Raw genomic sequence first — 22128 nt, 5'->3', positions numbered from 1 at the left:
CGTGAGCAGACGCAAAATCGCATCATTTGACCTCAAATGATGCGATTTTGCGTCTGCTCACCAAACACTTCCGCTACTGGCGGTAGCGGAATACAGTGAGCAGGTGACGACCGGCGCCGACGGCAGGCACCTGCGAACCTGTCCACTGTGTGAAGCCATGTGCGGCTTGGAGATCCGGGTCGAAGGCGGTCCCACAAACGGGAAGGTCACCAGCATCCGCGGTAACCGCGACGATGTCTGGAGCCGCGGGCACCTCTGCCCGAAGGGCGTGTCGTTGGCGGCGCTGCACGAGGATCCCGACCGCATTCGCCGCCCGCTGATCAAGGTCGACGGGCGCTGGCAGGAGGTCGGCTGGGACGCGGCGTTTCGTCGGTGCACCGAGTTGCTGACGCCGGTGATCCGCAAGTACGGGATCGAAGCGGTGACTGCCTACACCGGCAACCCGTTAGCGCATTCGTTTTCGCTGGCCCGCTATTCGGGTGTGCTGCTGGGCATGTCAGGGATGCCGATCACCTATTCGCCGGGGACGGTCGATCAGTGGCCCAAAAACCTGTCGTCGCACCTGATGTACGGCGGCTGGTGGTCTTTCCCGGTGCCTGACATCGAACGCACCGACCTGCTGGTGATCATGGGCGCCAATCCCGCGGCCTCGCAGGGTTCGCTGCTGGCCGCACCTGACGTCATGGGCTTGATCGACGCGATTAGCAAGCGCGGCAAGGTGATTGTGATCGACCCGGTGCGCACCCTCACCGCAGCCCGCGCCGACGAGTGGCTTCCGATCGTGCCGGGTACCGACGCGGCGCTGCTGCTGGCCGTGGCGCACACGCTCTTCGACGAGGACCTGATCAATCCCGGTCCACACGTCGCCGGTGTCGACACGATGCGTCGGGTCGTCGCGGACTGGCCGCCGAGTCGGGTGAGCGCGGTCACCGGTATCGACGAAGATCGCATTCGAGGGTTGGCCCGCGAGCTTGCCGGCACCCAGAAATCGGTGGTGTACGGCCGAATCGGCTTGTGCAATCAGGAGTTCGGCAGCTTGGCCAGCTGGCTGGTCGACGTGATCAACATTCTGACCGGACATTTCGACACCCCCGGCGGCGCGATGTTTCCCCGGCCGGCGGCCTGGTCAATCACCACGCAGCCGTTGCCGGGTCTGGAAGACGGCGCACCCACATTCGGCCGCTGGCGCACTAGGGTGCGGGGCGCGAAAGAGGTTCTCGGCCAGGCGCCGGTGTCGTGTATGGCCGAAGAGATAGCGACACCCGGCGACGGTCAGCTCAAGGCACTGATCACGATCGCGGGCAACCCGGTGTTGTCCACACCCGGCGGTGACAAGCTCGACGAAGTGCTGCCCATGCTGGACGCGATGATCTCCGTTGATCTTTGGCTCAACGAGACAACCCGTCATGCCGATGTGATCCTGCCCGGCCTGTCTCCGCTCGAACAACCTCACCACGATGATTTGGTGCTGCAGTTCGCGATCCACAGTATCGCGAATTACTCTGCGCCAGTGTTTGATCCGGGCGATCGCCCGCACGAGTGGGAGATCCTGATCCGGTTGACCGGCCTGTGCACCGGCACGCCGGCGGAGGAGGTCGACGTCGCGGCGATCGACGACGGGTTTTTCGATTACCTGGCCTTCACCCGGGGGCTCGACGGCGGACAGATCCGCAAGCTTTACCAGCACGGCGGCCCGGAGCGAATGCTGGACCTCACGTTGCGCACCGGCCCTTTTGGGGATCAGTACGGCCAGAACCCTGGCGGGCTCACGTTGGACATGCTCAAAGCGAACCGGAATGGAATCGACTTCGGCCCGATGGTGCCGCAGCTGCCTGACATCCTCGGTACCGCCGACAAGAAAATCCGGCTCGCCCCGCAGTATTTACTCGATGACTTGCCACGGCTGGCCGCGCGCATGGAACGACCCGCCGAGCCACTGGTCCTGGTGAGCCGCAGACATCTGCGATCGAACAACACGTGGCTGCACAATGTGCCCGCCCTGATGAAGGGCAAGGACCGGTGCACCCTGCTGATCCATCCCGACGATGCCGCCAGCTATGGTGTCGCCGACGACGACGTCGTCACGGTGAAATCCGCGGCCGGCGAGATCAGGGTGCCGGTGGAGATCACCGACGCGATCAAACCCGGCGTGGTGTCGATGCCGCACGGTTGGGGACACGGCAAGCCCGGCACCCGCATGTCGGTGGCCAACGACTCGCCCGGCGCCAATACCAACGTGCTCTCGCCGCCGGCGTTCATCGACGAGCCGTCGGGCAACGGTGTGCTCAACGGCATTCCGGTGATCGTCAGCTGACGGCCGGGCTTGATTTATTCTGTGTACGAATGCTGTTGTACAAGAGACTGATTCGCTGAATCACTATGGATCATGGCCCCGGAAGGACTGAACATGACGCCCCTGCGCTCGAACCCGCGCTCTGACGCCGATCGGCGCATCACCCAACTCATTCCGCATCGGTTGCTGCGCGATAGGGAAATCCACCATCCAACCGTGCTGGCGGAGGCCAGGAAACGGAACCAGAGAATTCACCTGCGGCTGGCGGATCGCATCACCGCGTTCGCCGGCTCGATGACCTTCGTCTGGATTCACATGGTCGTTTTCGCCGTGTGGATAGCGCTGTTGGAAGAATACCCGTGGCCGATACTGGCTTTGGTGGTGTCACTGGAAGCGATCTTCCTGTCGACGTTCGTCATGATCGGCCAGAACCGCCAAGCGGCCTTTCAGCAGGCCAAAGCCGACCACGACTTCGAGGCACAGGAACTGGAGCTCAAAACCAACACCGATTTGACCCGTCAAATCCAGCTGCTCACAGAGGAATTGCACCGGCGTTTTATCGAGGGGTCCGGCTAGCGCTCGGTTCAATCTTTGCGGCAATGTGTTTAAGCTCACGTTGCCGTTGATCCGATGAACCTTCACCGGGGCAACAGTCGTCGGCATGAGTATGACGGCAACAACGTATTTCACATCTGTAGACCAAGTTTCGCGGCATGGCCACGGTGCCCCGCATATCGCCGGTACCGCGGTGGCATTCACACCGCACCGGTACAACCAGGATGAAGTGGCCCGGGAGCTCACGGAATTCGCCGAGCCGGGGTTCATGCGCTTCGCTCAGACGACCGGGGTCGACCATCGCAGCCTGGCGCTCCCGCTGTCGCGTTACCCGAAATTGACTGGCTTCACCGAAGCCAACGACTCCTACCTCAAGGTCGCCGTTGACCTTGGTGAACAGGCGATACTGTCAGCGCTGGCGGCGGCGGACATTGAACCCGCTGAGGTCGACGTCATTGTGACGGTCTCGAGCACCGGAGTAGCGGTGCCGACCATCGACGCGCGGCTGATGTCGCGAGTGGGACTTCGGCCAGACATCAAGCGGGTCCCGCTCTTCGGGCTGGGTTGCGTGGCAGGGGCCGCCGGGATGGCACGCGTCCACGACTACTTGCGTGGCTATCCGGGACAGGTGGCTGTGCTGCTGTCCGTTGAGCTGTGCTCACTCACGCTGCAGCGCGATGACATGTCAATCCCCGCTCTCATCGGCGTGTCTTTGTTCGGAGATGGCGCGGCGGCCGTGGTCGCCGTCGGCGCCGACCGAATCCCGCCGAGCCCCAACACATATCGAGGCCCGCGTATCCTCGCGACCCGCAGCCGGGTGATTCCGGAGACCGTCGACGTCATGGGTTGGAACGTCGGCTCCAGTGGGTTCCAGCTGGTGATGTCGCGTGACGTTCCGAAAATGGCCGACGACTACTTGCGCGAAGAGGTGGACAGCTTCCTGGCCGACCACGGTTTGTCCAGTGCGGACATCTGCACATGGGTTTGTCACCCAGGTGGCCCGAAGGTGCTCGATTCGATCGAAACCGCGCTAGGGCTGCCACCGGAAGCGCTGGTGCACAGCCGAAATTCCATGCGAGACAACGGCAACATCTCCTCCGCATCGGTGCTTGACGTGCTGCGCCGTACCGCTGCCGAGCCACCGGCCGATGGAACCTTCGGAGTGATGCTGGCGATGGGTCCGGGCTTCAGCTTCGAGCTGCTGCTATTGCAGTGGTGAAGGGATAAACCATGTACTACTACCTGTTCATCATCGCCGTCGGCGCTGAGCGCCTGATCGAACTCGCGGTGGCCCAGCGCAATGCGAAATGGTCAATTGCGCACGGGGGCAAAGAGTTCGGTCGCGATCACTACCCCGCGATGGTCAGCATGCATGCGCTGCTGCTGGTTTCGTGCATCGTTGAAGTCTGGGCACTGGACCGGCCGTTCGTGCCTTGGCTGGGCTGGCCCATGGTCGCGGTGGTGGCGCTGAGCACCGCTGTCCGCTGGCGTTGTGTCGCCGTGCTCGGCAAGCGCTGGAACCCACGGCTCATCGTCATCCCGGACGCGCCATTGGTGCGAGACGGACTGTATCGATGGGTGCGCCATCCCAATTACACCGCGGTCGCGGCTGAGGTCGCCGCGCTTCCGCTGGTTCATTCGGCGTGGCTGACGGCGATCGTGTTCAGCGTCGCCAACGCCGCGGTGCTCACCGTGCGAATCCGCGCGGAGAACGCAGCATTGGGCTACGCATAAGCGCATAAGCAATCGGGGCGCTCAGGGCTCCAACGGGCGATTCGTCCATTCCCGGTCGGCCCGGCGCGACGAGCGGAACCAGCCGCCCGCCGCGCCGGTGCCGCCATCGGTGGGGATGGTGTGACCGGTGACGAACGCCGACAGGTCGGAGGCCAGGAAAAGGATCACCCGGGCCTGGTCCTCGGGCAGCCCCATCCGTCCGACCGGAACCCATTGCGGCCACTGCGTCTGCTCCGCTGCGGACAGCCACTGCGAGTAGGGCACCTGTAGGGATTCGGTGACGTCGGGGCCGATCGCGTTGACCCGCACACCGTCGTGACCTACCTGGACCGCCAGGCTGCGGGTGAAGTGGATGACGGCCGCTTTGAAAGCCGCGTACACCGGATCCTCCGGGTAGCCGCGCAGCCCTTCAACCGACGAGACGTTGACGATCGCGCCGGCGTGCTGATCGACCATCGCGGGCAGGAATGCGTGCGTGACCAGGAAGACGTGCTGCAGGTTGATCCGGTAGAGCTCCTCCCACAGATGTGGGTCGGTGTCGACGAACTTGCCGGGGTGGCGCAACCAGTGGCCCACGTTGTTCACCAGCACATCCACCCGGCCGAACCGGTTCAGCACAGACCGGGCCAAGCCGGCGACCTGGCCGGCGTCGCGCACGTCGGTGACGACCGCGACCGCTGACCCACCCGACGAGGTGATCTCGTCGGCGGTTTGTTCAGCGAGTGCGGTGTCGATCTCGGCGATGATCACGTGGGCACCGTGTTGAGCGAACAGCCGCGCGGTCGCCGCGCCGATGCCGCCACCGGCGCCCGTCACCACCGCAACCCGATCGGTCAGCAACGGGCCAACGTGGGTTGTCTCCGCCATGGCCCCTATCTTGGGCCACCCGAGCCGGCCTAGCCCCCCGATCGACGCCACTGCCGATACAGTTGGTCCTCGTGAGCCGATCAGCCCCACCCGTGTTGACCGTGCGATACGAGGGATCCGAACGCACTTTCGCAGCGGGCAACGACGTAGTCATTGGGCGTGACTTGCGCGCGGACGTCCGGGTCGCACACCCGCTGATATCCCGGACACACCTCGTCGTGCGGTTCGACCAAGGCCGGTGGATTGCCATCGACAACGGCAGCCTCAATGGGTTGTACGTCAACAATCGTCGCGTGCCGGTCGTCGACATCCACGACGGCCTGCGGGTCAACATCGGCAATCCTGATGGTCCGGCAGTGACTTTCGAGGTCGGGCGCCATCAAGGTACGGCCGGGCGGCCGCCTTTGACGGCGTCGATTCCCATTATCAGCCCGCCCAGCGGATCACCTGAACCACGGCTGCCGCAGACCCAGCCCCACACCGGCTCGCATTGGCCAGGCCAACCTCAGCAGTCGCCGTCGACCTCAGGTCACCAACCCACGCCTTCGCCCAGCGGAACGCAGCCGAGCTATCCGACCGGCGGGCCACTGCCCAGCCATCCACCCAGCGGGCCACTGCCCAGCCATCCACCCAGCGGGCCACTGCCGAGCTATCCCTCGGGCCCGCAACCGCGATTCCCGACCAGCGGGCAACCGGTCGGACAGCCCAGCGGACCGCAGCCGGCGCCGCAGATCTACCGGGCGTCACCCACGAAGGTGCCCCCGGCCCCCACTGCCCCCGAGACGACCCGCATCGGCGGCGATGCCACCAGCATCGCGACATCGATGATGAGAATCCTGCGGCCGAGCAAATCGACGGTGGAGTCGATACCGGGCGCGATCAAGATCGGTCGGGCCGACGATAACGACATCGTCATTCCCGAGGTGCTGGCATCACGCCACCACGCCACCCTGGTCCCGACGCCCAGCGGCGGCGAAATCCACGACAACCGCAGCATCAACGGCACCTTCGTCAATGGCACCAGAGTCGACTCGGCGATACTGCACGACGGCGACGTCGTCACCATCGGCAACATCGACCTCGTCTTCGCCGGCGGCACGCTGGCACGCCGCGACGAGACCGCGACCGCGACGCGCACCGGTGGCCTCGACGTGCGCGGGATCACGTGGACGATCGAGAACAACAAAATGCTGCTGGACAACATCTCGTTGGGCGCGCATCCCGGAACGCTGACAGCCGTCATCGGTCCATCGGGCGCCGGCAAGTCGACCTTCGCCAAGTTGGTGGCCGGGTACACCCAGCCCAGCAGTGGCACAGTGGCGTTCGAGGGCCACAACATTCATGCCGAATACGCCTCGCTGCGCAACAGGATCGGCATGGTGCCACAGGACGACGTGGTGCATGGTCAGCTCACCGTGAGCCAGGCGTTGGGATATGCCGCCGAACTACGGCTGCCGCCGGACACCACCAAGGATGATCGCGCCCAGGTGGTTGCCCGCGTGCTGGAAGAGCTGGAGATGACCCAGCACCTGGAGACTCGGGTCGACAAGCTATCGGGTGGTCAGCGCAAGCGCGCATCGGTGGCGCTCGAGCTGCTGACCGGGCCGTCGCTGCTGATCCTCGACGAGCCGACGTCCGGTCTCGACCCCGCGCTGGACCGGCAGGTCATGACCATGCTGCGGCAGTTGGCCGACGCCGGTCGGGTGGTGCTCGTGGTCACCCACTCGCTGACCTACCTGGACATCTGCGATCAGGTCCTGCTTCTTGCGCCCGGGGGCAAGACCGCGTTCTGCGGCCCGCCCGGCCAGATCGGTCCGACCATGGGCACGACAAACTGGGCCGACATCTTCAGCACCGTTGCCAACGACCCCGACGGGTCCCAGGCGCGGTACCTGGCCCGGACCGGACCGCCGCCGCCACCGCCTCCCGCCGAGCAGCCCGCCGAATTGGGCGATCCGTCGCACACGAGCCTGTTCCGGCAGTTCTCGACGATCGCGCGGCGGCAGGTTCGGCTGATCGTCTCGGATCGCGGCTACTTCGTCTTCCTTGCCATATTGCCGTTCATCATGGGTTCGCTGTCGATGTCGGTGCCAGGCAACGTCGGCTTCGGCATCCCCAACCCACTGGGCGCCTCGCCCAACGAGCCGGGGCAGATCCTGGTGCTGCTCAATGTCGGCGCGGTCTTCATGGGGACCGCGCTGACCATCCGCGATCTGATCGGTGAGCGCCCTATCTTCCTGCGCGAACAGGCGGTTGGCCTGTCGACCTCCGCTTACCTGTTGGCGAAGGTCTGCGTCTACACCGTGTTCGCCGTCGTCCAGTCGGCGATCGTGACCGTGATCGCGCTGATCGGCAAGGGCGGGCCGACTCAGGGCGCCGTGGCGTTGGGCCGGCCGGGTTTCGAGCTGTTCGTCGACGTCGCGATGACGTGCGTCGCCTCGGCGATGCTTGGACTGGTGCTGTCGGCCATCGCCAGGTCCAACGAACAGATCATGCCCCTGCTCGTCGTGGCGGTGATGTCGCAGCTGGTGTTCTCCGGCGGCATGATTCCGGTCACCGGACGCGTCGGGCTCGACCAGATGTCGTGGGTGACCCCCGCCCGGTGGGGATTCGCGGCGTCGGCGTCCACCGCCGACCTGACCCATTTGGTTCCCGGCCCGCTGACGCCGAAGGACTCGCACTGGCGGCACACCCCCGGCGCGTGGTGGTTCGACATGGGCATGCTGGTCGCGCTCAGCGTCGCCTATCTCGGCTTCGTGCGCTGGAAGATCCGCCTCAAGGGCGGCTGATCGCTCGGCTGTCGACGCCGCGGGGGTGCCGGCGTATCGAGTGTGCGCTCAGGGCTTTCGCTGTGCGGTGAGGGCGGTGATTTCGCGAAATCCGCGCCTTGGACGCACACTCGACGCCGTCAGCTCACACCCGAACGCCGTCGGTACACACCGAACGCCAAGACGCTAGGCGCCCCTACGGACCGCCTGGTCGGCGGCGGCGCGCATCCGATCCGACAGCTGAAGCAGCGCATGCTCGCCAACCCCGTGCGGCACCGTGTAGGCCAGCTGTCGTAACTCAAGCGCGCAATCGCGCAACTCCTGCCGGAGGCGTGTCTCAAGGGCGGGCATGGCTGCTTCCTAACGTCTGTTCGACAAATTGTCGCAGCCCGGCCGCCCGAACGCGACGGCGGCGAAGCGTTTTTACGGGAGATTGACAGCGCATTTACATGCGAGCGCCCGGGGGATCAGGGGCGCGCGGCGACGAACGTCTCGTTCGGCACCCCGGCGGCGAGCCCCTCGACGTCGAACGGCGCGGCGAGGCGGGCGCGAAGTTTCACCGGATCGGTGAGCAGGCCGATCTCGGCGGTCTGGCGGGCAAACAGCCGCCCGAAAAGCGGGTAGAGCCAACGCATTAGCGTCCGCTCGCCCTTCGTGCAGCGCGCCGCGCAGTAGCCGACGTGGCCCAGTTCGTCGGTGAGGATCTCGCTGTAGAGGCGCTCGATCCGCGCGGCGACGGCCGGTTCGTCGGCGAACAACTCGACCCCGACGCGGCGCAATTCGTCGAACATGATGCAGCCCGCCATTTCCGCCGCGCCCACGAACGGGAACCCGAATCGCTCGGGGAGAAACACTTCCGTCTTGACGAACTGGCGCATCACGAACGGCGGCACCACCACCTGGAATGGCAGACCGAACATGTCGAGCACGTAGGCCAGCAGGCGGGTGTGATAGTGCTCCTCGAGGGCGAGATATACCCGTTCCGGCGGCTGGTCCTCGCCGCCGATCCGGCCATAGGTGTCGCCCAAGTCCACGCCGAATCGCTCCGCCTGGTTCAGTTTCGCGGTGGCCAGCAGGAACAGCATCTCGCGGGAAAGCCCCGGCTCGGGGCGCCGGCGGCGCAGGTTCCGCAGGAACACGGTTCGATCGATGGGACGGGCGGAGCGAACCGGGTCGGTCTCCAACGACGCGAAGAATTCCTCGCGGTTGGCAAGCCGGCGATGCAGCAGATCGGCGTCGCCGTCGCGACGCGCTAGGTAGACCCGGTAGCCCTCGATGCCGGTGCCGGTCATGGCGCCTCCATTCCCTGAACGATGGTCTTCACGTATCGGTCCAAGAGGGCGGCCCGCGGGCGAGACGCGGTCGTCGCGGTGGCCAGCAGCGCGAACAGCCCGGTCATGAAAATCACGCCGAGTTCGCCGGCGTCCGCATCCCGCGACGCTCGCCCCGCGGTTTGCGCTTCGGCGATCGCGGCGATGACGAACTCGGCCAGCGGATGCTCGCCGGGCTCGTCCTCGACGGGCCGCGACGCGGAGAAGTGCAGCCCCAGCATGTCCCGAAAGAGCACCGGACCCAGCCGCTCCTCGGTCGCAAGCACCCGGCGCACCAGCAAAGTGAGCACCGACAGTAGGTCGCCCGGCACGCTCGGCCCCGCGGCAAGCGCCGCCACGATATTGGCCTCCTCGTTGCGTTCCAGCTCGATCAGCACGTGTTCCTTCGTCGGGAAGTGGAAATAGAACGTGCCTCGCGCCACTCCCGCCGCCGCGGCGATGGCGGCGACATCGGTGCCCGCCAATCCCGACCTGCCGAGCTCGGCCACCGCGGCGTCGAACAGCCGGGTCCGCGTCTGCAGCCGCCTGGCCTCCCGGGCGCCCACGGCCTGGGAAACGGCATCCTCGGTCGACGTCGCCGAAACCACGTAAGCCAACGTACACAGCTTCACTGACGGCTGTCAATGACGGGTGTCAGTGGGTTGCGCGCTCCCGCGCGAGGAAGCCCGGGGCGTAACGTCAGGGCGAAATCGCCAGCCGGCGTTGTCAAGTGGCGTTACGCCGGCGCGGCCTGATGAAAGCGTGAGGTGGGCACCGGAATGGATTTCGAACTCGACGCCGGGCAACGCGCGTGGCTGGCCGAGGTTCGCGAATTCCTCCACGACAACGTGACCGCCGAGTTGCGGGCCGAACTCGCCCAACACGACCTGGAGTTCCCCGACGGGGAGGTGGCCAGGTTTCGCCGCAAGATCGGCGAGAAGGGCTGGTTCGGGCTGAACTGGCCCCGCGAGTACGGCGGTCTCGGCCTCGGCGCCGTTCATCAGCACCTGCTGATGAACGAGTTCGAATATTGGGGCGTGCCCGGACCCGACCTCACGGTCACGTCGGTGGCGCCGATGATCATGCGACACGGCACCGAGCGCAACAAGGCCGAATGGCTGCCACCGATCGCCAAAGGCGAAATGATCTGCGCCGTCGGCTATTCCGAACCGGACGCGGGCACCGACCTGGCCAGCCTGCGCACCCGCGCCACGCTCGACGGCCAGGACTGGGTCATCAACGGCACCAAGATCTGGAACAGCGGGGCGCAGCGCGCCACCCACGAGTGGCTGTGCGTGCGCACCGATCCGGATGCTGCGCGCCATCGGGGGATCTCGGTCATCATCGTCCCGATTGATGGCCCCGGCGTGGAGATCCGCCCGCTGTACGCGTGGTCGGGCTATCGCACAAACGAGGTGCACTTTCGCGACGTGCGGGTCCCGGTCACCAATCTGATCGGCGAAGTCAACCGGGGCTGGACGTACATCACCGGCGCGCTCGACCTGGAACGCGGCGCGCTGACCAACGCGGGCGATCTGCGCCGCGCCGTGGACGAGTTGCGCGACCTTGCGCTCAGCCCGCGGCGTGACGGCACGGTGCCCGCCCACGACCCGGCGCTGCGCCGACGGCTGGCGCAGGCCGAGGCCGACGTGGAGGTTGCCACGCTGATGGGCTACGAGGCCGCGTCGATCCTGGACGGCGGCGTCATCCCGACGGTGGAGGTCAGCGTCGAGAAGGTCTTCGCCAGCGAGCTGCGCCAGCGCCTCGCCGACCTGGCGCTCGACCTGCTCGGCCCGGACGGCCTGCTGGCACATCGCGGCGAAAAGGCGCCTCTGGCCGGCAAATTCGAACGGCTCTACCGGGCCGCCCCCCTGATGCGCTTCGGTGGAGGCACCAACGAGGTCCTCCGCGACGTCATCGCCCAGCGCGGCCACGGAATGCCCTCGTATGGACGCTGACCGATGAAGCTGATACCAACCGCCGAGCGGCGCGAGTTCGCCTCGACGTTGCGGGCCCTGCTCGCGGCGGAAAGCCCCGTGGGTCTGGTGCGTGGCCTCAACGAGCCCGGCGCGGACCGAAGCACCCCCGCGCTGTGGAAGGCGTTGGCCGACGCCGGCGTGTTCGGGCTCGCGATCGCGCGGGAGTACGGCGGCTCGGGCGGCTCGCTCGACGATCTCGCCGTCTTCTACACCGAGGCGGGGCGCGCGCTGTGCCCGACGGCGGTGCACAGCACCGTTCAGGCCGCGCTGGCGATCGACCAGCTCGGCCGCCCGGACGTCAAGGCCGCGTGGCTACCGCCGTTGGCGAGCGGCAACATTCGCGGCACCACGGCGTTATGGAGCGCGCGCGACGCCGCCGACGTCTCGCCCGTGCTGCGCGCCGATCCCGCGTCGCCCGACGGCTGGCGCTTAACCGGAACCGCGGACTACGTCGCCGACGCCGACCTCGCCGACCTCATCGTGGTTTCGGCCGCGGCAGGCGGGCACACGCAGGTCCTCATCGTCGATGCCCGCGCGGCCGGCATAACCATGGAACCGCTAGCCATGGCGGGCGGGCATCGCGCGTTCACCGTGCGCTTCGACGACGTGGTCGTCGACGCCGGCGCGCCGCTCGGCGAGACTGCCCCCGCGGCGCTGCGCCGAGTGGCCAATATGGCGGTGGCGCTGGGGTCGCTCGACCTGGTGGGCGTCGGCCAGGCCGTGCTGGACCGCACCGTCGACTACACGAAGCTGCGGCACCAGTTCGGCCGGCCGATCGCCTCGTTCCAGGCGGCCCAACACCTGATCGCCAACATGCACATCGCCTTGGCCGCAGCGCGATTGGCCGCGCACTCGGCCGTCTTTTGGCTGGCGCGCGGTCACACCGCGACCAGGGAAACGGCGATCGCGCGCATGCACGCGGCCGCCGCGTCCAGGCTGATCACCCTGGACGCCCATCAACTGCACGGCGGGATGGGCTATGTCACCGAGACCGACCTGCATCTGTGGAGCGAACGGGCACGGCTGGGCTCGACGCTCGGTGGGGGCGCCGACGTCGCCGCGACATGGCTGGAGGAGCCGGTGAGCCCAAATGAATGAGGACACCCTGATCGACGCCGAGTCGGCGGCGCGAGTGGGCACCGTCGCCGCGTCCGCCAGGGGCGAGGTGAACCGGCGCGACTGGCAGCGGTGGGCGGCCGCCGTCGGCGACCACAACCCCCTGTGGTTCGATCCGGATTACGCCCGGGCCAACGGTTTTCGCGACATCGTCTGTCCGCCGCTGTATCTGCAGTACGCCGTGCTCGGCGTCACCCACCTCGAGGCGCTGCGGCCCGACGGATCCTCCGGCGCGGTCTCCGGCGGCCTCGCGTTTCCGCGCGCCCCGAGGCGGATGGCCGGCGGGGAGAGCTTCACCTTTCACCTGCCGGCCTACCACCGCGACGAAATCGACATGGTGCGCACCGTCGAGTCGATCGTCGAAAAGCGCGGCCGCTCCGGAAGATTCGTGCTGGTCACCTGGCACACCGTGTACCGCAACCAGCGCCGCGACCTGGTCGCCGAAGCGTCGACGTCGATGATCGCCCGGCCCCTCGAGCGCCCATGACCGATACGCAAGTGTTCTACGACGACGTCGGCGTGGGCGACCAGATTCCCACGCTGACCGTCGCCGTCGACGAAACCCAGCTGTTCTTCTTCAGCGCGGCCACCTACAACGGCCACCGCATCCATTACGACAAGGATTGGGCCAGCAGCGAAGGCTACGACGACGTGGTGGTCCAGGGCCCGCTGCAGGCGGCGCTGCTGGCCCGCGCGCTCGGAGACTGGATCGGCGGGCGCGGGCGCCTGGTGTCCTTCTCGGTGCAGAACCGGGCGGTCGCGTATGCCGGCCAATTGCTCACCTTCGCCGGCGAAGTCACCGGCAAACGCCTCTCCGATAACGGCTCCGGGCTGGTCGATCTCGACATCGTGGGCCGCCGCGATGACACCGTGCTGATGCCGGGAACGGCCACCGTCGAGCTGCCCCGACGGGGAACGCCGTGACCGGGCTGCGCGGCGAGGCGGCCATCGTCGGCATCGCCGAGCTGCCCGCCGAACGTCGCCCCACCGGCCCACCGATGTTCACCCTCGACCAGTACGCGCTGCTGGCCAAGATGGTCGTCGAGGACGCGGGCGTCGACGCCGCGTGCGTCACCGGCAACGGGGGCATTATGAGCGAGCAGGTCGCCCTGCTGATGCGGGGGGATTAGCGGTGGAGCCCGGTGTTCTACGATCTGCCTGATGCGGGGATCACCCTGTTGAAATGCCGGCGGGCATGACCGGCCGGACGGTGGGGCGGAGGCCCACATGAACGACCCCCTCGACGGCGCCGCGCGGGCCATGCTGCGCGAGTTGAATGCCGGGTTCCCTCGTGTGGAGACCATGACCGCCGCCCAGGCCCGAGCGGCCGTGGCCCAACGCCGCCCGCCCGTCACCAACGTCGGGGACGTCCGCGGCGCCGCCGACCATGCGGTCCCGGGCCCCGCCGGCGCGATCCCCGTGCGGATCTACGACCCGCATGGCGAGCCGTTCGACAACCGCCCCGCGATCGTGTTCTGCCACGGCGGCGGATTCGTGTTCTGCGACATCGAATCCCACGACGGCTTCTGTCGGGCGCTGGCGCGCGGCAGCCACGCCGTCGTCGTGTCGGTCGGCTACCGCCTGGCCCCGGAGCATCCGGCGCCCGCGGCCGCACTCGACGCCTTCGCGGCGTTCCGCTGGGTGGTCGAACACGCGGACGGCCTTGGCATCGATGCGGCGCGGACGGCGATCGCCGGCGACAGCGCCGGCGGGAATCTGGCCGCGGTCACCGCCATCCTCTGCCGCGAGCGTGGGGGTGCCGCGCCGGCCGCGCAGCTCCTGCTCTACCCGGCGATCGATCCCTCGTGCGGGACGGAAAGCCACCACCGCTACGGCACCGGATATTTCAACACCCGCGCCGCGATGCAGTGGTATTGGCGTCAATACCTCGGCGGCGAAGGGCTCGTCGACCCGCCCTATCTGGTGGCGCCGGCCCGCGCGGAGTCTCATGCGGGCCTGCCGCCGGCGGTGATCGTCACCGCGGGTTTGGATCCCCTGCACGACGAGGGAGGCGACTACGCGCGCCGGTTGCGCAGCGCGGGGGTGCCGGTCGTGCACCGCGATTTTCCCGGATTGTTCCACGGCTTCATGACGATTCAGTCCTTCGCGCCGGCGGCGTCGGCGCTGCCCCTGGTCTGCCGCGATCTGCGGCGGCTGCTTCGCCCGGCGCACGCGGGAAGCGCGTCGATATGACCGACGTGATCGTCATCGGCGCGGGGTTCGCGGGGCTTTACGCGGTGCATCGGGCCGCGTCGGCGGGCCTGTCGGTGATCGGCATCGAGGCGGCCCCCGACGTGGGCGGCACCTGGTACTGGAACCGGTACCCGGGCGCCCGCTGCGACGTCGAAAGCGTCGACTACTCATACTCATTCGACGACGGGCTGCAGCAAAGCTGGACGTGGAGCGAACGCTTCGCCGCCCAGCCCGAGATCCTGGCCTATCTGCGCCACGTCGCGGACCGCTTCGGGCTGCGCCGCCACTACCGGTTCGGTGTCGACGTCGTCGGCGCCGACTTCGAGCGGGGGAGCTGGCGGGTCCGCACCGCCGGCGGCCAGACGCACACCGCGCGGTTCCTGGTGTGCGCGACGGGCTGCCTGTCGGCAGTGAACCGGCCCGACATCCGCGGCATCGACGATTTCGCGGGCGAGATGTACTTCACCGCCGCGTGGCCGCGCGAGGATCCCGATCTGCGCGGCAAGCGCGTCGGCGTGATCGGCACGGGTTCGTCGGGGATTCAGGTGGTCCCGATCGTCGCCAGGGAAGCCGAGCGGCTGGTGGTGTTCCAGCGATCGGCGAACTACACCATCCCGATGCCCAACCGCCCGTGGACACCGGAGGAACAGCACCAGATCCGCGAGCAGTATCCCGAGCGCCGGCGGACTTCGGCGTACGCGCCGTCGGGCACGCCGCACGGCACCTACCACAAGAACGCCCTCGACACCGACCCGCACGAGCGAGCCGAGGCCCTGTGGCGGCGCTGGCGGGAGGGCGGCGTCCTGTTCGCCAAGACCTTCCCCGATCAGAACAACGACCTGGCGGCCAACGACATCGCCCGGGAGTTCGCCGAGGAGCGGATCCGGGAGATCGTCACCGATCCCGTCGTCGCCGCCGACCTCACCCCGGTCGATCACCCGATCGGGACCAAGCGAATCTGTACGGACGCAGGCTATTACGCCACCTTCAACCGCGACAACGTCCGGCTGGTCAACCTGCGGCGCGAGCCCATCGACGCGATCACCGCCGGCGGAGTGCGAACCGGCGACGCCACCTATCCCTGCGACGTGCTCATCTTTGCGACCGGCTTCGACGCCCTGACCGGCGCGCTGACCCGCATCGACCCGAGCGGGCCCGGGGGAGTGCGGCTGCGCGACGTTTGGACCGACGGCCCGGTGACGTTTCTGGGCATGATGGTGCCGGGTCTGCCGAATCTGTTCACCGTCAGCGGACCCGGCAGCCCGTCGGTGCTCGCGAACATGGTGCTGCACGCCGAGATTCAGGTCGACTGGGTCATCGAGCTGGTGTTGACGGCCCGTCGGCTCGGAATCAGCGAGGTGGAGCCCCGCCGGGATGCCGCCGACGCCTGGACCGATCATGTCACCGAGGCCGCCGAGCAGACCCTGTTCCCGAGGGCCGCGTCGTCGTGGTACCTGGGCGCCAATATCGAAGGCAAGAAACGGATTTTCATGCCCTACGCCGGGGGATTCGGCACCTACCGGCGCTACTGCGACGCCGTGGCCGGTCAAAACTACGCCGGGCTGGTGCTGACCACCCGATGAGCATGCGATATCAGCTGTGGCGCAACGGGTTCCGGGGAGCGTAACGCGTTGGCTCAACCGGGCTCGGCGGAACTGGGCGCTTCGCCGAACCGGGCCAGGACCAGCGTTCCGGACACCGCCACGACAAATCCCAGAACGACCAGCCAGCCGAGACCGGCGCGGGCGGTGTCGCCCAGCCACACCACTCCCACGAGGGCGGGTGCGATCGTTTCGCCGACGACCATCGCGGCCACCGTCGTGGTCACCGAGCCGCGCTGTAAGGCCGATGTGAGCAAGAGGAATCCGGCGGCCCCGCCTCCGGCCGCCGCGTACAGGGCCGGGTGGGTGTAGAAAGCGGCCTTGGTCGGATCGATGACGTCCATCAGGCGCACGGCGATCTCGACGACGCCGAATCCGCTTCCGGCGCCGAGGCCAAGGGCGAGCGCTCGCTCGCGCTCACCCAATCGGCCCGCCGCGGCGCCCGCCACGACTATCGCGGCGACCACACCGATCAGCGCCCAGCCGAGCCCGGCCGGGGCATGCCGAAAATGCCCCGGCCCGGCCGCGCAGGCGAGCGCGGCGAGGCTCACGCACACCACGCCCACGGCCGTCCACTCGGCCGGCGAAAGCCGCGCCGACAACACCCACGCGGACACGATGCCGGTGACGGCGATCGAGGCGGCCAGCGCCGCGGCGACGACGTAGATGGGCACCAGGCGCAGCGCCATCACCTGAAGCAGGAAGCCGAGGCAGTCGAGACCGATGCCGGCGAGATAGCGCCACCGCCGGATGGCGCGCATCAGCAGCACGGGGTCCACCCCCGAAGTGCCGGTGGCCTCCACCGATCGCGTCGCGACGGCCTGCAATACCGTGGCCGTGCCGTAGCACACCGAGCAACCCAGCGCGAGCAGGAACCCGATCAGCACGGATCGACAATACGAGACGGGCGCCTCAGGTTGTCGATCGTCGGCGGGGGACCGACGGCGGGTAGAGGTAGTGCAGCACGAGGGCCGTGACCACGCCGTACCCGAAGTGGGGAATCAGATCGCTGATCCACCCGACGATGCCCCAGGTCCTGGGGTCCGTCACCCCGAGCACGGTCATCGGCCCGTTCGTCCCGATCAGGGCGATCGCCGCCGCCACCAACGTGGCGACGAACAATCCCGGGCGCCAACCCAGCGCGTAGGCCAGCCCGAGGATGAGGCCCATTCCGATGCCCGCGGCATACCCGGTGAGCGCGCCGAGTCCCAGAAGCCGGTTGGTCAAGACGTCACCGGTGCCCGGTACCGTGAGGCCAACCAGCCTGGCCATCGCCTCGACGGTTCGTTCGGGCGTCGTGCTCGTCGGTCGGCCCCGTATCGCGATGTCCAGATAGGTGATCACATTGAGGGCGCTGGTGCCCGCGGCCCCGGCCGCGGCGCCAACCAGCAGCCCCGGCCAAAGCCCGGCAATTCGCGTGGTCCTCATTCGCCATCGCCTCCTGTGCTGGCAGCCACCGTCGGGTTTGACTAAAGCATCCTGTGTCGCGGCGCGCATCCCGCGACCGAAAATTAGGATTGGTAGCCGTGACGAATCGCAAGGGCAGGCTGGCGGCCGGCGTGTGCGGCGGCGCCGCGCTGATCTTTGCGGTCGTCTTGGGCCTCAGCGGCGGCCAGGTCGGCGCTGGTGAGTCCCCGAATCGCGCACAGAGCGCTTTGTCGGGTGTGGCGCCAACCCCCACCGATGGGGGCGGCGGGACCATCCCCGTACAGCCCGTGGGCGGGAGCCCCTGCATCGTCGGCCTCAACTGTGGCTGCATTCCGCGCGTCACCTGTCCTTGGTCGCACGTTCGCCCGCGCACCACGGACGCCAGGCAGCACAACACTCCCGCGCCGCAGAAGCCGTAAGGCCTCGCGACGGAACTTCCCTGACGAAACGACGCGCGGTTTCCCTATCATTTGGGAATGAGCGCCGGTCGGCTGGATGCCGTGGGCTCGCCGGCATTCTCCGACGAGGACCCGGCCCGGTTTCGCGCCGCCGGCTGGTGGTCGGATTCGACGCTGTCGGACGCGGTGCGTCGCAACGCCGAATCCACACCGGACCGTCCCGCCTACGTCGACCACGGCGGCGCGTCGTTGAACTGGCGCGAATTCGACTCTGCCGCTGGCGATCTGGCGGAGCAACTGGCGGGCCTCGGAGTGGCGCGCGGCGATCGGGTCGCGGTGTGGCACGGCGATTCCGCCGCCATCCACGTGCTGTTCGTCGCGATCGAACGCTGCGGCGCCGTCGTGGTCGGCATCGGCGCGCGCGCCGGGACCCGCGAGGTCGCCGCGATACTGCGCAATTCGCGGCCCAAAATCCTGATCGCCGATCGGCAGCATGGCGACGCCGCGGCGGGTGTGGCCGACGAATCCGCCGTGCCCACGCTGGTCCTCGGCGGCGACGCCGGCGCGCCGCGGCTGAGCGTTCACGTGGAACCCAGGGCGGTGGGGGCCGACGCACAACTCGGCCCCGACGACGTCTTTCTCATCAACTCCACCTCCGGGACGACGGGCCTGCCCAAATGCGTGGTGCACACCCAAAACCGGTGGCACTACTTCCATCAGAAGGCCGTCGCCAACGGGTTGCTGACGTCGGACGACACGTTCTTGCCCGTCATACCCACCCCTTTCGGTTTTGGCATATGGACCAGCCACACCACTCCGATCTATCTCGGTGCCACGGCCGTGATCCTTTCGCGGTTCACCCCGAGCGCGGCGTGCGAGGCGATCGCCCGTCATAAGGTGACCGTGTTGTGTTGTGTCAGCACGCAATTGACCATGCTGATGGCCGACCCCGCGTGCCGGGACCATGACTTGAGTTCGCTGCGCGTCGTTTTCGCCGGCGGCGAGGCGCTGCCGTACCGGCCCGCCGCCGCATTCGAGGAGCTCACCGGCGCGAAGATCCTGCAGTTCTACGGCTCCAACGAGACCGGGATGCTCAGCGCGACGACCCTCGACGACTCGCGCCAACGCCGACTCCGCACCGGCGGCCGCATCGTCCCCGAAATGGCGGTCCGGCTCTTCGACGGGGATCGGGACGTCACCGAGACCGGCCGGGGCCAGCCCGCGTGCCGCGGACCGGCGACCAGCCTCGGCTACCTCGGCGGGACCGACCACGACAGGCTGTTCACCCCCGACGGGTGGATGCGCATGGGCGACATCTGCGAGATCGACGCGGACGGCTACCTGACCGTCACCGGCCGAACCTCCGACTTCATCCTGCGCGGCGGCAAGAACATCAGCGCAACCCAGGTCGAGGACGCCGTCACGACCCACCCCGCCGTCGCGGTCGCGGCGGCGGTCGCGATGCCCGATCCGGTGTTCGGCGAAAAGGTGTGCGTCTACGCCGAACTCGCCGATTCTCACGCCATCGACCTGCCCGGGCTCATCGAGCACCTGTTGGCGCTGGGCATCTCCAAGGAACTGCTGCCCGAACGACTCCTCGTGGTCGACGAGCTTCCCCGATCGTCCGGCGGCAAGGTCGCCAAGGGCCTGCTCCGCGAGGATATTCGAATCAGGATGGAGGCCGATCATGAACGCTGCTAACCCACGGCGAGGAGGCCTGGAGGTCTGGGCGCCGTCGGTGGTGCCCCCGATCGGGGTCGAGCTGTCCGACGAGCAGGCCCTGGCGGTCGCCTTCCGCCACCTCGCCGTCATCGGGTTCGCGGAGAACATGGCCGGACACATCACCTGGCAGCCCGAGGGCCACACCGACATGTTCGTCAATCCGTGGGGGCTGTGGTGGCAGGAGCTCACCGCCTCGGACATCTGCGTGGTGGACGGCGACGCGCGGGTGGTCCGTGGCCGCTGGGATGTCACCCCGGCGATCCACATCCACACGGAACTGCACCGCGTCCGCGATGACGCCCGGGTGGTCATTCACAACCACCCCTACTACGTGTGCGTGCTGGCCGCGTTGGGCAGGCTGCCGCAGCTGGTCCACCAAACCGGTTCGCTGTACCTCGATGACCTGTGTCTGATCGACACCTACGACGGCGAGGTCGACACCCCCGCTCGCGCAGCGGATCTCGCCGCGCGCATCGGTGGCGCCAACCTCACGATCCTGGCCAACCACGGCGTCATCGCAACGGGGCGCAACCTACCCGAGGCCGTCTACCGGGCGGCATCGATCGAACGGGTACGCAAGCTGGCCTACGACGTCATGCTGACCGGCAAGGAGCCGGTGCGGATGAATTGGTCGGACATGGCGGGCATGCAACAGTCGCTCATCGAACGGGCCGCCGACGTCTATTGGGCGGGGGCGGCACGGATGACCATCAAGGCCGATCCCGATGTGCTCACCTGAGCCTGGTCGTCGGGTGTGCGTCCAGGGCGCAATCCGGCCCCCGATTCCCGCCCTGGACGCACACCGAAAGCCGACGTTGCACACTGGATGCTCCCGCAAGGAGGTTGACGAGTGAAATCGATCGACGAGCTGGCCGCTAACCTGAATTTCACCACGGCGAAGACCGGCGGGCAGCGCTCGGTCACGTTTCTGCCGGATCCGCCCCGGGCGCCGCGCCGCTACACGGTGATCTCGGTGGACGATCACATCGTCGAACCGCCGGACACCTTCGCCGGACGCGTGCCGCGCAAGTTCGCCGACCGCGCGCCCCAAGTCGTGGAGGCCGACGGCGGGGGACAGGCGTGGGTCTACGACGGCCGGGAGCTGCCCAACGTCGGGTTCAACGCCGTCGTCGGGCGCCCGGTGGCGGAGTACGGCTTCGAGCCGGTCCGATTCGACGAGATGCGCAGGGGCGCATGGGATATCCACGAGCGCGTCAGGGACATGGACCTCAACGGCATCTACGCCTCGCTCAACTTCCCGTCGTTCCTGCCGGGGTTCGCCGGCCAGCGGCTGCAACAGGTGACCAACGATCGGGACCTGGCGCTGGCCTCGGTGCGCGCGTGGAACGACTGGCACCTCGAGGTGTGGGCGGGCTCCTATCCCGAACGCATCATCCCGTGCCAATTGCCGTGGCTGCTGGACCCCGAGCTCGGCGCCAAGATGATCTACGAGAACGCCGAGCGCGGGTTTCACGCCGTCACGTTCAGCGAGAACCCGGCGATGCTCGGGTTGCCGAGCATTCATTCCGGTCACTGGGACCCGATGATGGCGGCCTGCGCCGAGACGGACACGGTGGTGAACCTGCACATCGGGTCGTCCGGTTCCTCGCCGTCCACCACCGACGATGCGCCGCCGGACGTGCAGGGGGTGCTGTTCTTCGCCTATGCCATTTCGGCGGCGGTCGATTGGCTGTACTCCGGCCTGCCCAGCAGGTTCCCCACTCTGAAAATCTGTTTGTCCGAAGGCGGAATCGGCTGGGTCGCCGGGCTGCTGGACCGCCTGGACCACATGCTGAGCTATCACGCGATGTATGGCACCTGGCGGGCGCTTGGCGAAAGCTTAACTCCGGCGGAGGTTTTCACTCGCAACTTCTGGTTCTGCGCGGTGGAAGACAAGTCGTCGTTCGTGCAGCGGGACCGGATCGGCGTGGACAACATCATGTTGGAGGCCGATTACCCGCACTGCGACTCCACCTGGCCGCACACCCAACAAACGATCCACGAACAGATCGGCGATCTGCCGCCGGACGTGATTCGTAAGTTCAGCTGGGAGAACGCCTCCCGCCTGTACCGGCATTCGGTGCCGGTCGACGTACAGCGGAATCCCGACGCATTCTGATTGCCCGGACTCCCGAAACTGACCGAAGTGCAAAGTAGCCGCGTC

Annotated in this window: 20 protein-coding genes and 1 pseudogene; 15 read left to right on the top strand and 6 right to left on the bottom strand. The window is 67.6% G+C overall.

The window, feature by feature from the left end; translation table 11 throughout:
• Positions 1-103 precede the first annotated feature (103 nt).
• The 4 genes from G6N25_RS21895 to G6N25_RS21880 all read left to right on the top strand — a co-directional run bounded on the left by G6N25_RS21895 (position 104) and on the right by G6N25_RS21880 (position 4582).
• Positions 104-2314: a molybdopterin-dependent oxidoreductase gene (locus G6N25_RS21895; protein ID WP_083074068.1), complete on the top strand. Its 2211-nt coding sequence runs from the start codon at positions 104-106 to the stop codon at positions 2312-2314.
• A gap of 93 nt (positions 2315-2407) precedes the next feature.
• Positions 2408-2869 (top strand): DUF1003 domain-containing protein, encoded by a 462-nt coding sequence (locus tag G6N25_RS21890; protein ID WP_083074127.1) that lies wholly within the window; start codon positions 2408-2410, stop codon positions 2867-2869.
• 91 nt (positions 2870-2960) lie between these two features.
• A complete protein-coding gene (locus G6N25_RS21885; protein WP_083074069.1) occupies positions 2961-4067 on the top strand; it encodes a type III polyketide synthase in 1107 nt (368 codons plus the stop codon).
• 11 nt (positions 4068-4078) lie between these two features.
• The gene (locus G6N25_RS21880) at positions 4079-4582 is read left to right on the top strand and encodes an isoprenylcysteine carboxyl methyltransferase family protein (RefSeq protein WP_083074070.1); all 504 of its coding nucleotides are present in this window, start codon (positions 4079-4081) and stop codon (positions 4580-4582) included.
• Positions 4583-4603: 21 nt separating this feature from the next.
• Here G6N25_RS21880 and G6N25_RS21875 read toward each other — a convergent pair whose 3' ends face one another.
• Entirely contained in the window at positions 4604-5449 is an 846-nt protein-coding gene (locus tag G6N25_RS21875; RefSeq protein WP_083074128.1) for an SDR family NAD(P)-dependent oxidoreductase, read from the bottom strand.
• 62 nt (positions 5450-5511) lie between these two features.
• On the opposite strand from G6N25_RS21875, the gene G6N25_RS21870 reads away from it, so the two are divergent.
• The gene (locus G6N25_RS21870; protein WP_163672528.1) at positions 5512-8238 is read left to right on the top strand and encodes an FHA domain-containing protein; all 2727 of its coding nucleotides are present in this window, start codon (positions 5512-5514) and stop codon (positions 8236-8238) included.
• Between the two features lie 165 nt (positions 8239-8403).
• On the opposite strand, the gene G6N25_RS23590 is transcribed toward G6N25_RS21870, so the two are convergent.
• From G6N25_RS23590 to G6N25_RS21860, 3 genes are all read right to left on the bottom strand, one after another.
• Positions 8404-8568, bottom strand: a complete 165-nt coding sequence (locus tag G6N25_RS23590; protein ID WP_169924618.1) for a hypothetical protein — start codon at positions 8566-8568, stop codon at positions 8404-8406.
• Between the two features lie 116 nt (positions 8569-8684).
• Complete coding sequence (locus tag G6N25_RS21865; RefSeq protein WP_083074071.1) at positions 8685-9509, bottom strand: hypothetical protein; 825 nt, start codon at positions 9507-9509, stop codon at positions 8685-8687.
• Positions 9506-10135 carry a TetR/AcrR family transcriptional regulator gene (locus G6N25_RS21860; protein ID WP_083074072.1) on the bottom strand — a complete coding sequence of 210 codons (630 nt, stop codon included), beginning with the start codon at positions 10133-10135 and terminating at the stop codon, positions 9506-9508. Before G6N25_RS21860 ends, G6N25_RS21865 begins: the two co-directional genes overlap by 4 nt.
• A gap of 171 nt (positions 10136-10306) precedes the next feature.
• On the opposite strand from G6N25_RS21860, the gene G6N25_RS21855 reads away from it, so the two are divergent.
• The 7 genes and pseudogenes from G6N25_RS21855 to G6N25_RS21825 all read left to right on the top strand — a co-directional run bounded on the left by G6N25_RS21855 (position 10307) and on the right by G6N25_RS21825 (position 16398).
• The gene (locus G6N25_RS21855) at positions 10307-11485 is read left to right on the top strand and encodes an acyl-CoA dehydrogenase family protein (protein WP_083074073.1); all 1179 of its coding nucleotides are present in this window, start codon (positions 10307-10309) and stop codon (positions 11483-11485) included.
• A 3-nt stretch (positions 11486-11488) separates the two neighbouring features.
• Positions 11489-12604, top strand: a complete 1116-nt coding sequence (locus tag G6N25_RS21850) for an acyl-CoA dehydrogenase family protein (RefSeq protein WP_083074074.1) — start codon at positions 11489-11491, stop codon at positions 12602-12604.
• Entirely contained in the window at positions 12597-13109 is a 513-nt protein-coding gene (locus G6N25_RS21845) for a MaoC family dehydratase (protein ID WP_083074075.1), read from the top strand. The genes G6N25_RS21850 and G6N25_RS21845 overlap by 8 nt, the downstream gene beginning before the upstream one ends.
• Complete coding sequence (locus tag G6N25_RS21840; protein ID WP_083074076.1) at positions 13106-13546, top strand: MaoC/PaaZ C-terminal domain-containing protein; 441 nt, start codon at positions 13106-13108, stop codon at positions 13544-13546. The genes G6N25_RS21845 and G6N25_RS21840 overlap by 4 nt, the downstream gene beginning before the upstream one ends.
• Positions 13543-13701, top strand: a pseudogene (locus G6N25_RS21835) (thiolase family protein); the annotation flags it as partial. The gene G6N25_RS21840 and the pseudogene G6N25_RS21835, both read left to right, overlap by 4 nt.
• 148 nt (positions 13702-13849) lie before the next feature.
• Positions 13850-14815, top strand: coding sequence for an alpha/beta hydrolase (locus tag G6N25_RS21830; RefSeq protein WP_083074077.1), 966 nt, complete (start codon positions 13850-13852; stop codon positions 14813-14815).
• Positions 14812-16398 carry a flavin-containing monooxygenase gene (locus G6N25_RS21825; RefSeq protein WP_083074078.1) on the top strand — a complete coding sequence of 529 codons (1587 nt, stop codon included), beginning with the start codon at positions 14812-14814 and terminating at the stop codon, positions 16396-16398. Before G6N25_RS21830 ends, G6N25_RS21825 begins: the two co-directional genes overlap by 4 nt.
• Before the next feature lie 53 nt (positions 16399-16451).
• Here the strand turns inward: G6N25_RS21825 and G6N25_RS21820 are convergent, their stop codons facing one another.
• Entirely contained in the window at positions 16452-17303 is an 852-nt protein-coding gene (locus tag G6N25_RS21820) for a DMT family transporter (RefSeq protein ID WP_083074079.1), read from the bottom strand.
• Between the two features lie 25 nt (positions 17304-17328).
• Positions 17329-17844 (bottom strand): hypothetical protein, encoded by a 516-nt coding sequence (locus G6N25_RS21815; RefSeq protein WP_083074080.1) that lies wholly within the window; start codon positions 17842-17844, stop codon positions 17329-17331.
• Positions 17845-18320: 476 nt separating this feature from the next.
• On the opposite strand from G6N25_RS21815, the gene G6N25_RS21810 reads away from it, so the two are divergent.
• The 3 genes from G6N25_RS21810 (at position 18321) to G6N25_RS21800 (ending at position 22083) form a co-directional block, all read left to right on the top strand.
• Complete coding sequence (locus tag G6N25_RS21810) at positions 18321-19943, top strand: class I adenylate-forming enzyme family protein (protein WP_083074081.1); 1623 nt, start codon at positions 18321-18323, stop codon at positions 19941-19943.
• Positions 19930-20703, top strand: coding sequence for a class II aldolase/adducin family protein (locus G6N25_RS21805; RefSeq protein WP_083074082.1), 774 nt, complete (start codon positions 19930-19932; stop codon positions 20701-20703). Before G6N25_RS21810 ends, G6N25_RS21805 begins: the two co-directional genes overlap by 14 nt.
• A 111-nt stretch (positions 20704-20814) precedes the next feature.
• Entirely contained in the window at positions 20815-22083 is a 1269-nt protein-coding gene (locus tag G6N25_RS21800; protein ID WP_083074083.1) for an amidohydrolase family protein, read from the top strand.
• Positions 22084-22128 lie beyond the last annotated feature (45 nt).

Origin of the sequence: Mycobacterium heidelbergense (assembly GCF_010730745.1) — a bacterium.
Lineage (GTDB): Bacteria > Actinomycetota > Actinomycetes > Mycobacteriales > Mycobacteriaceae > Mycobacterium > Mycobacterium heidelbergense.
This window is presented reverse-complemented; position numbering and strand designations above follow the sequence as displayed.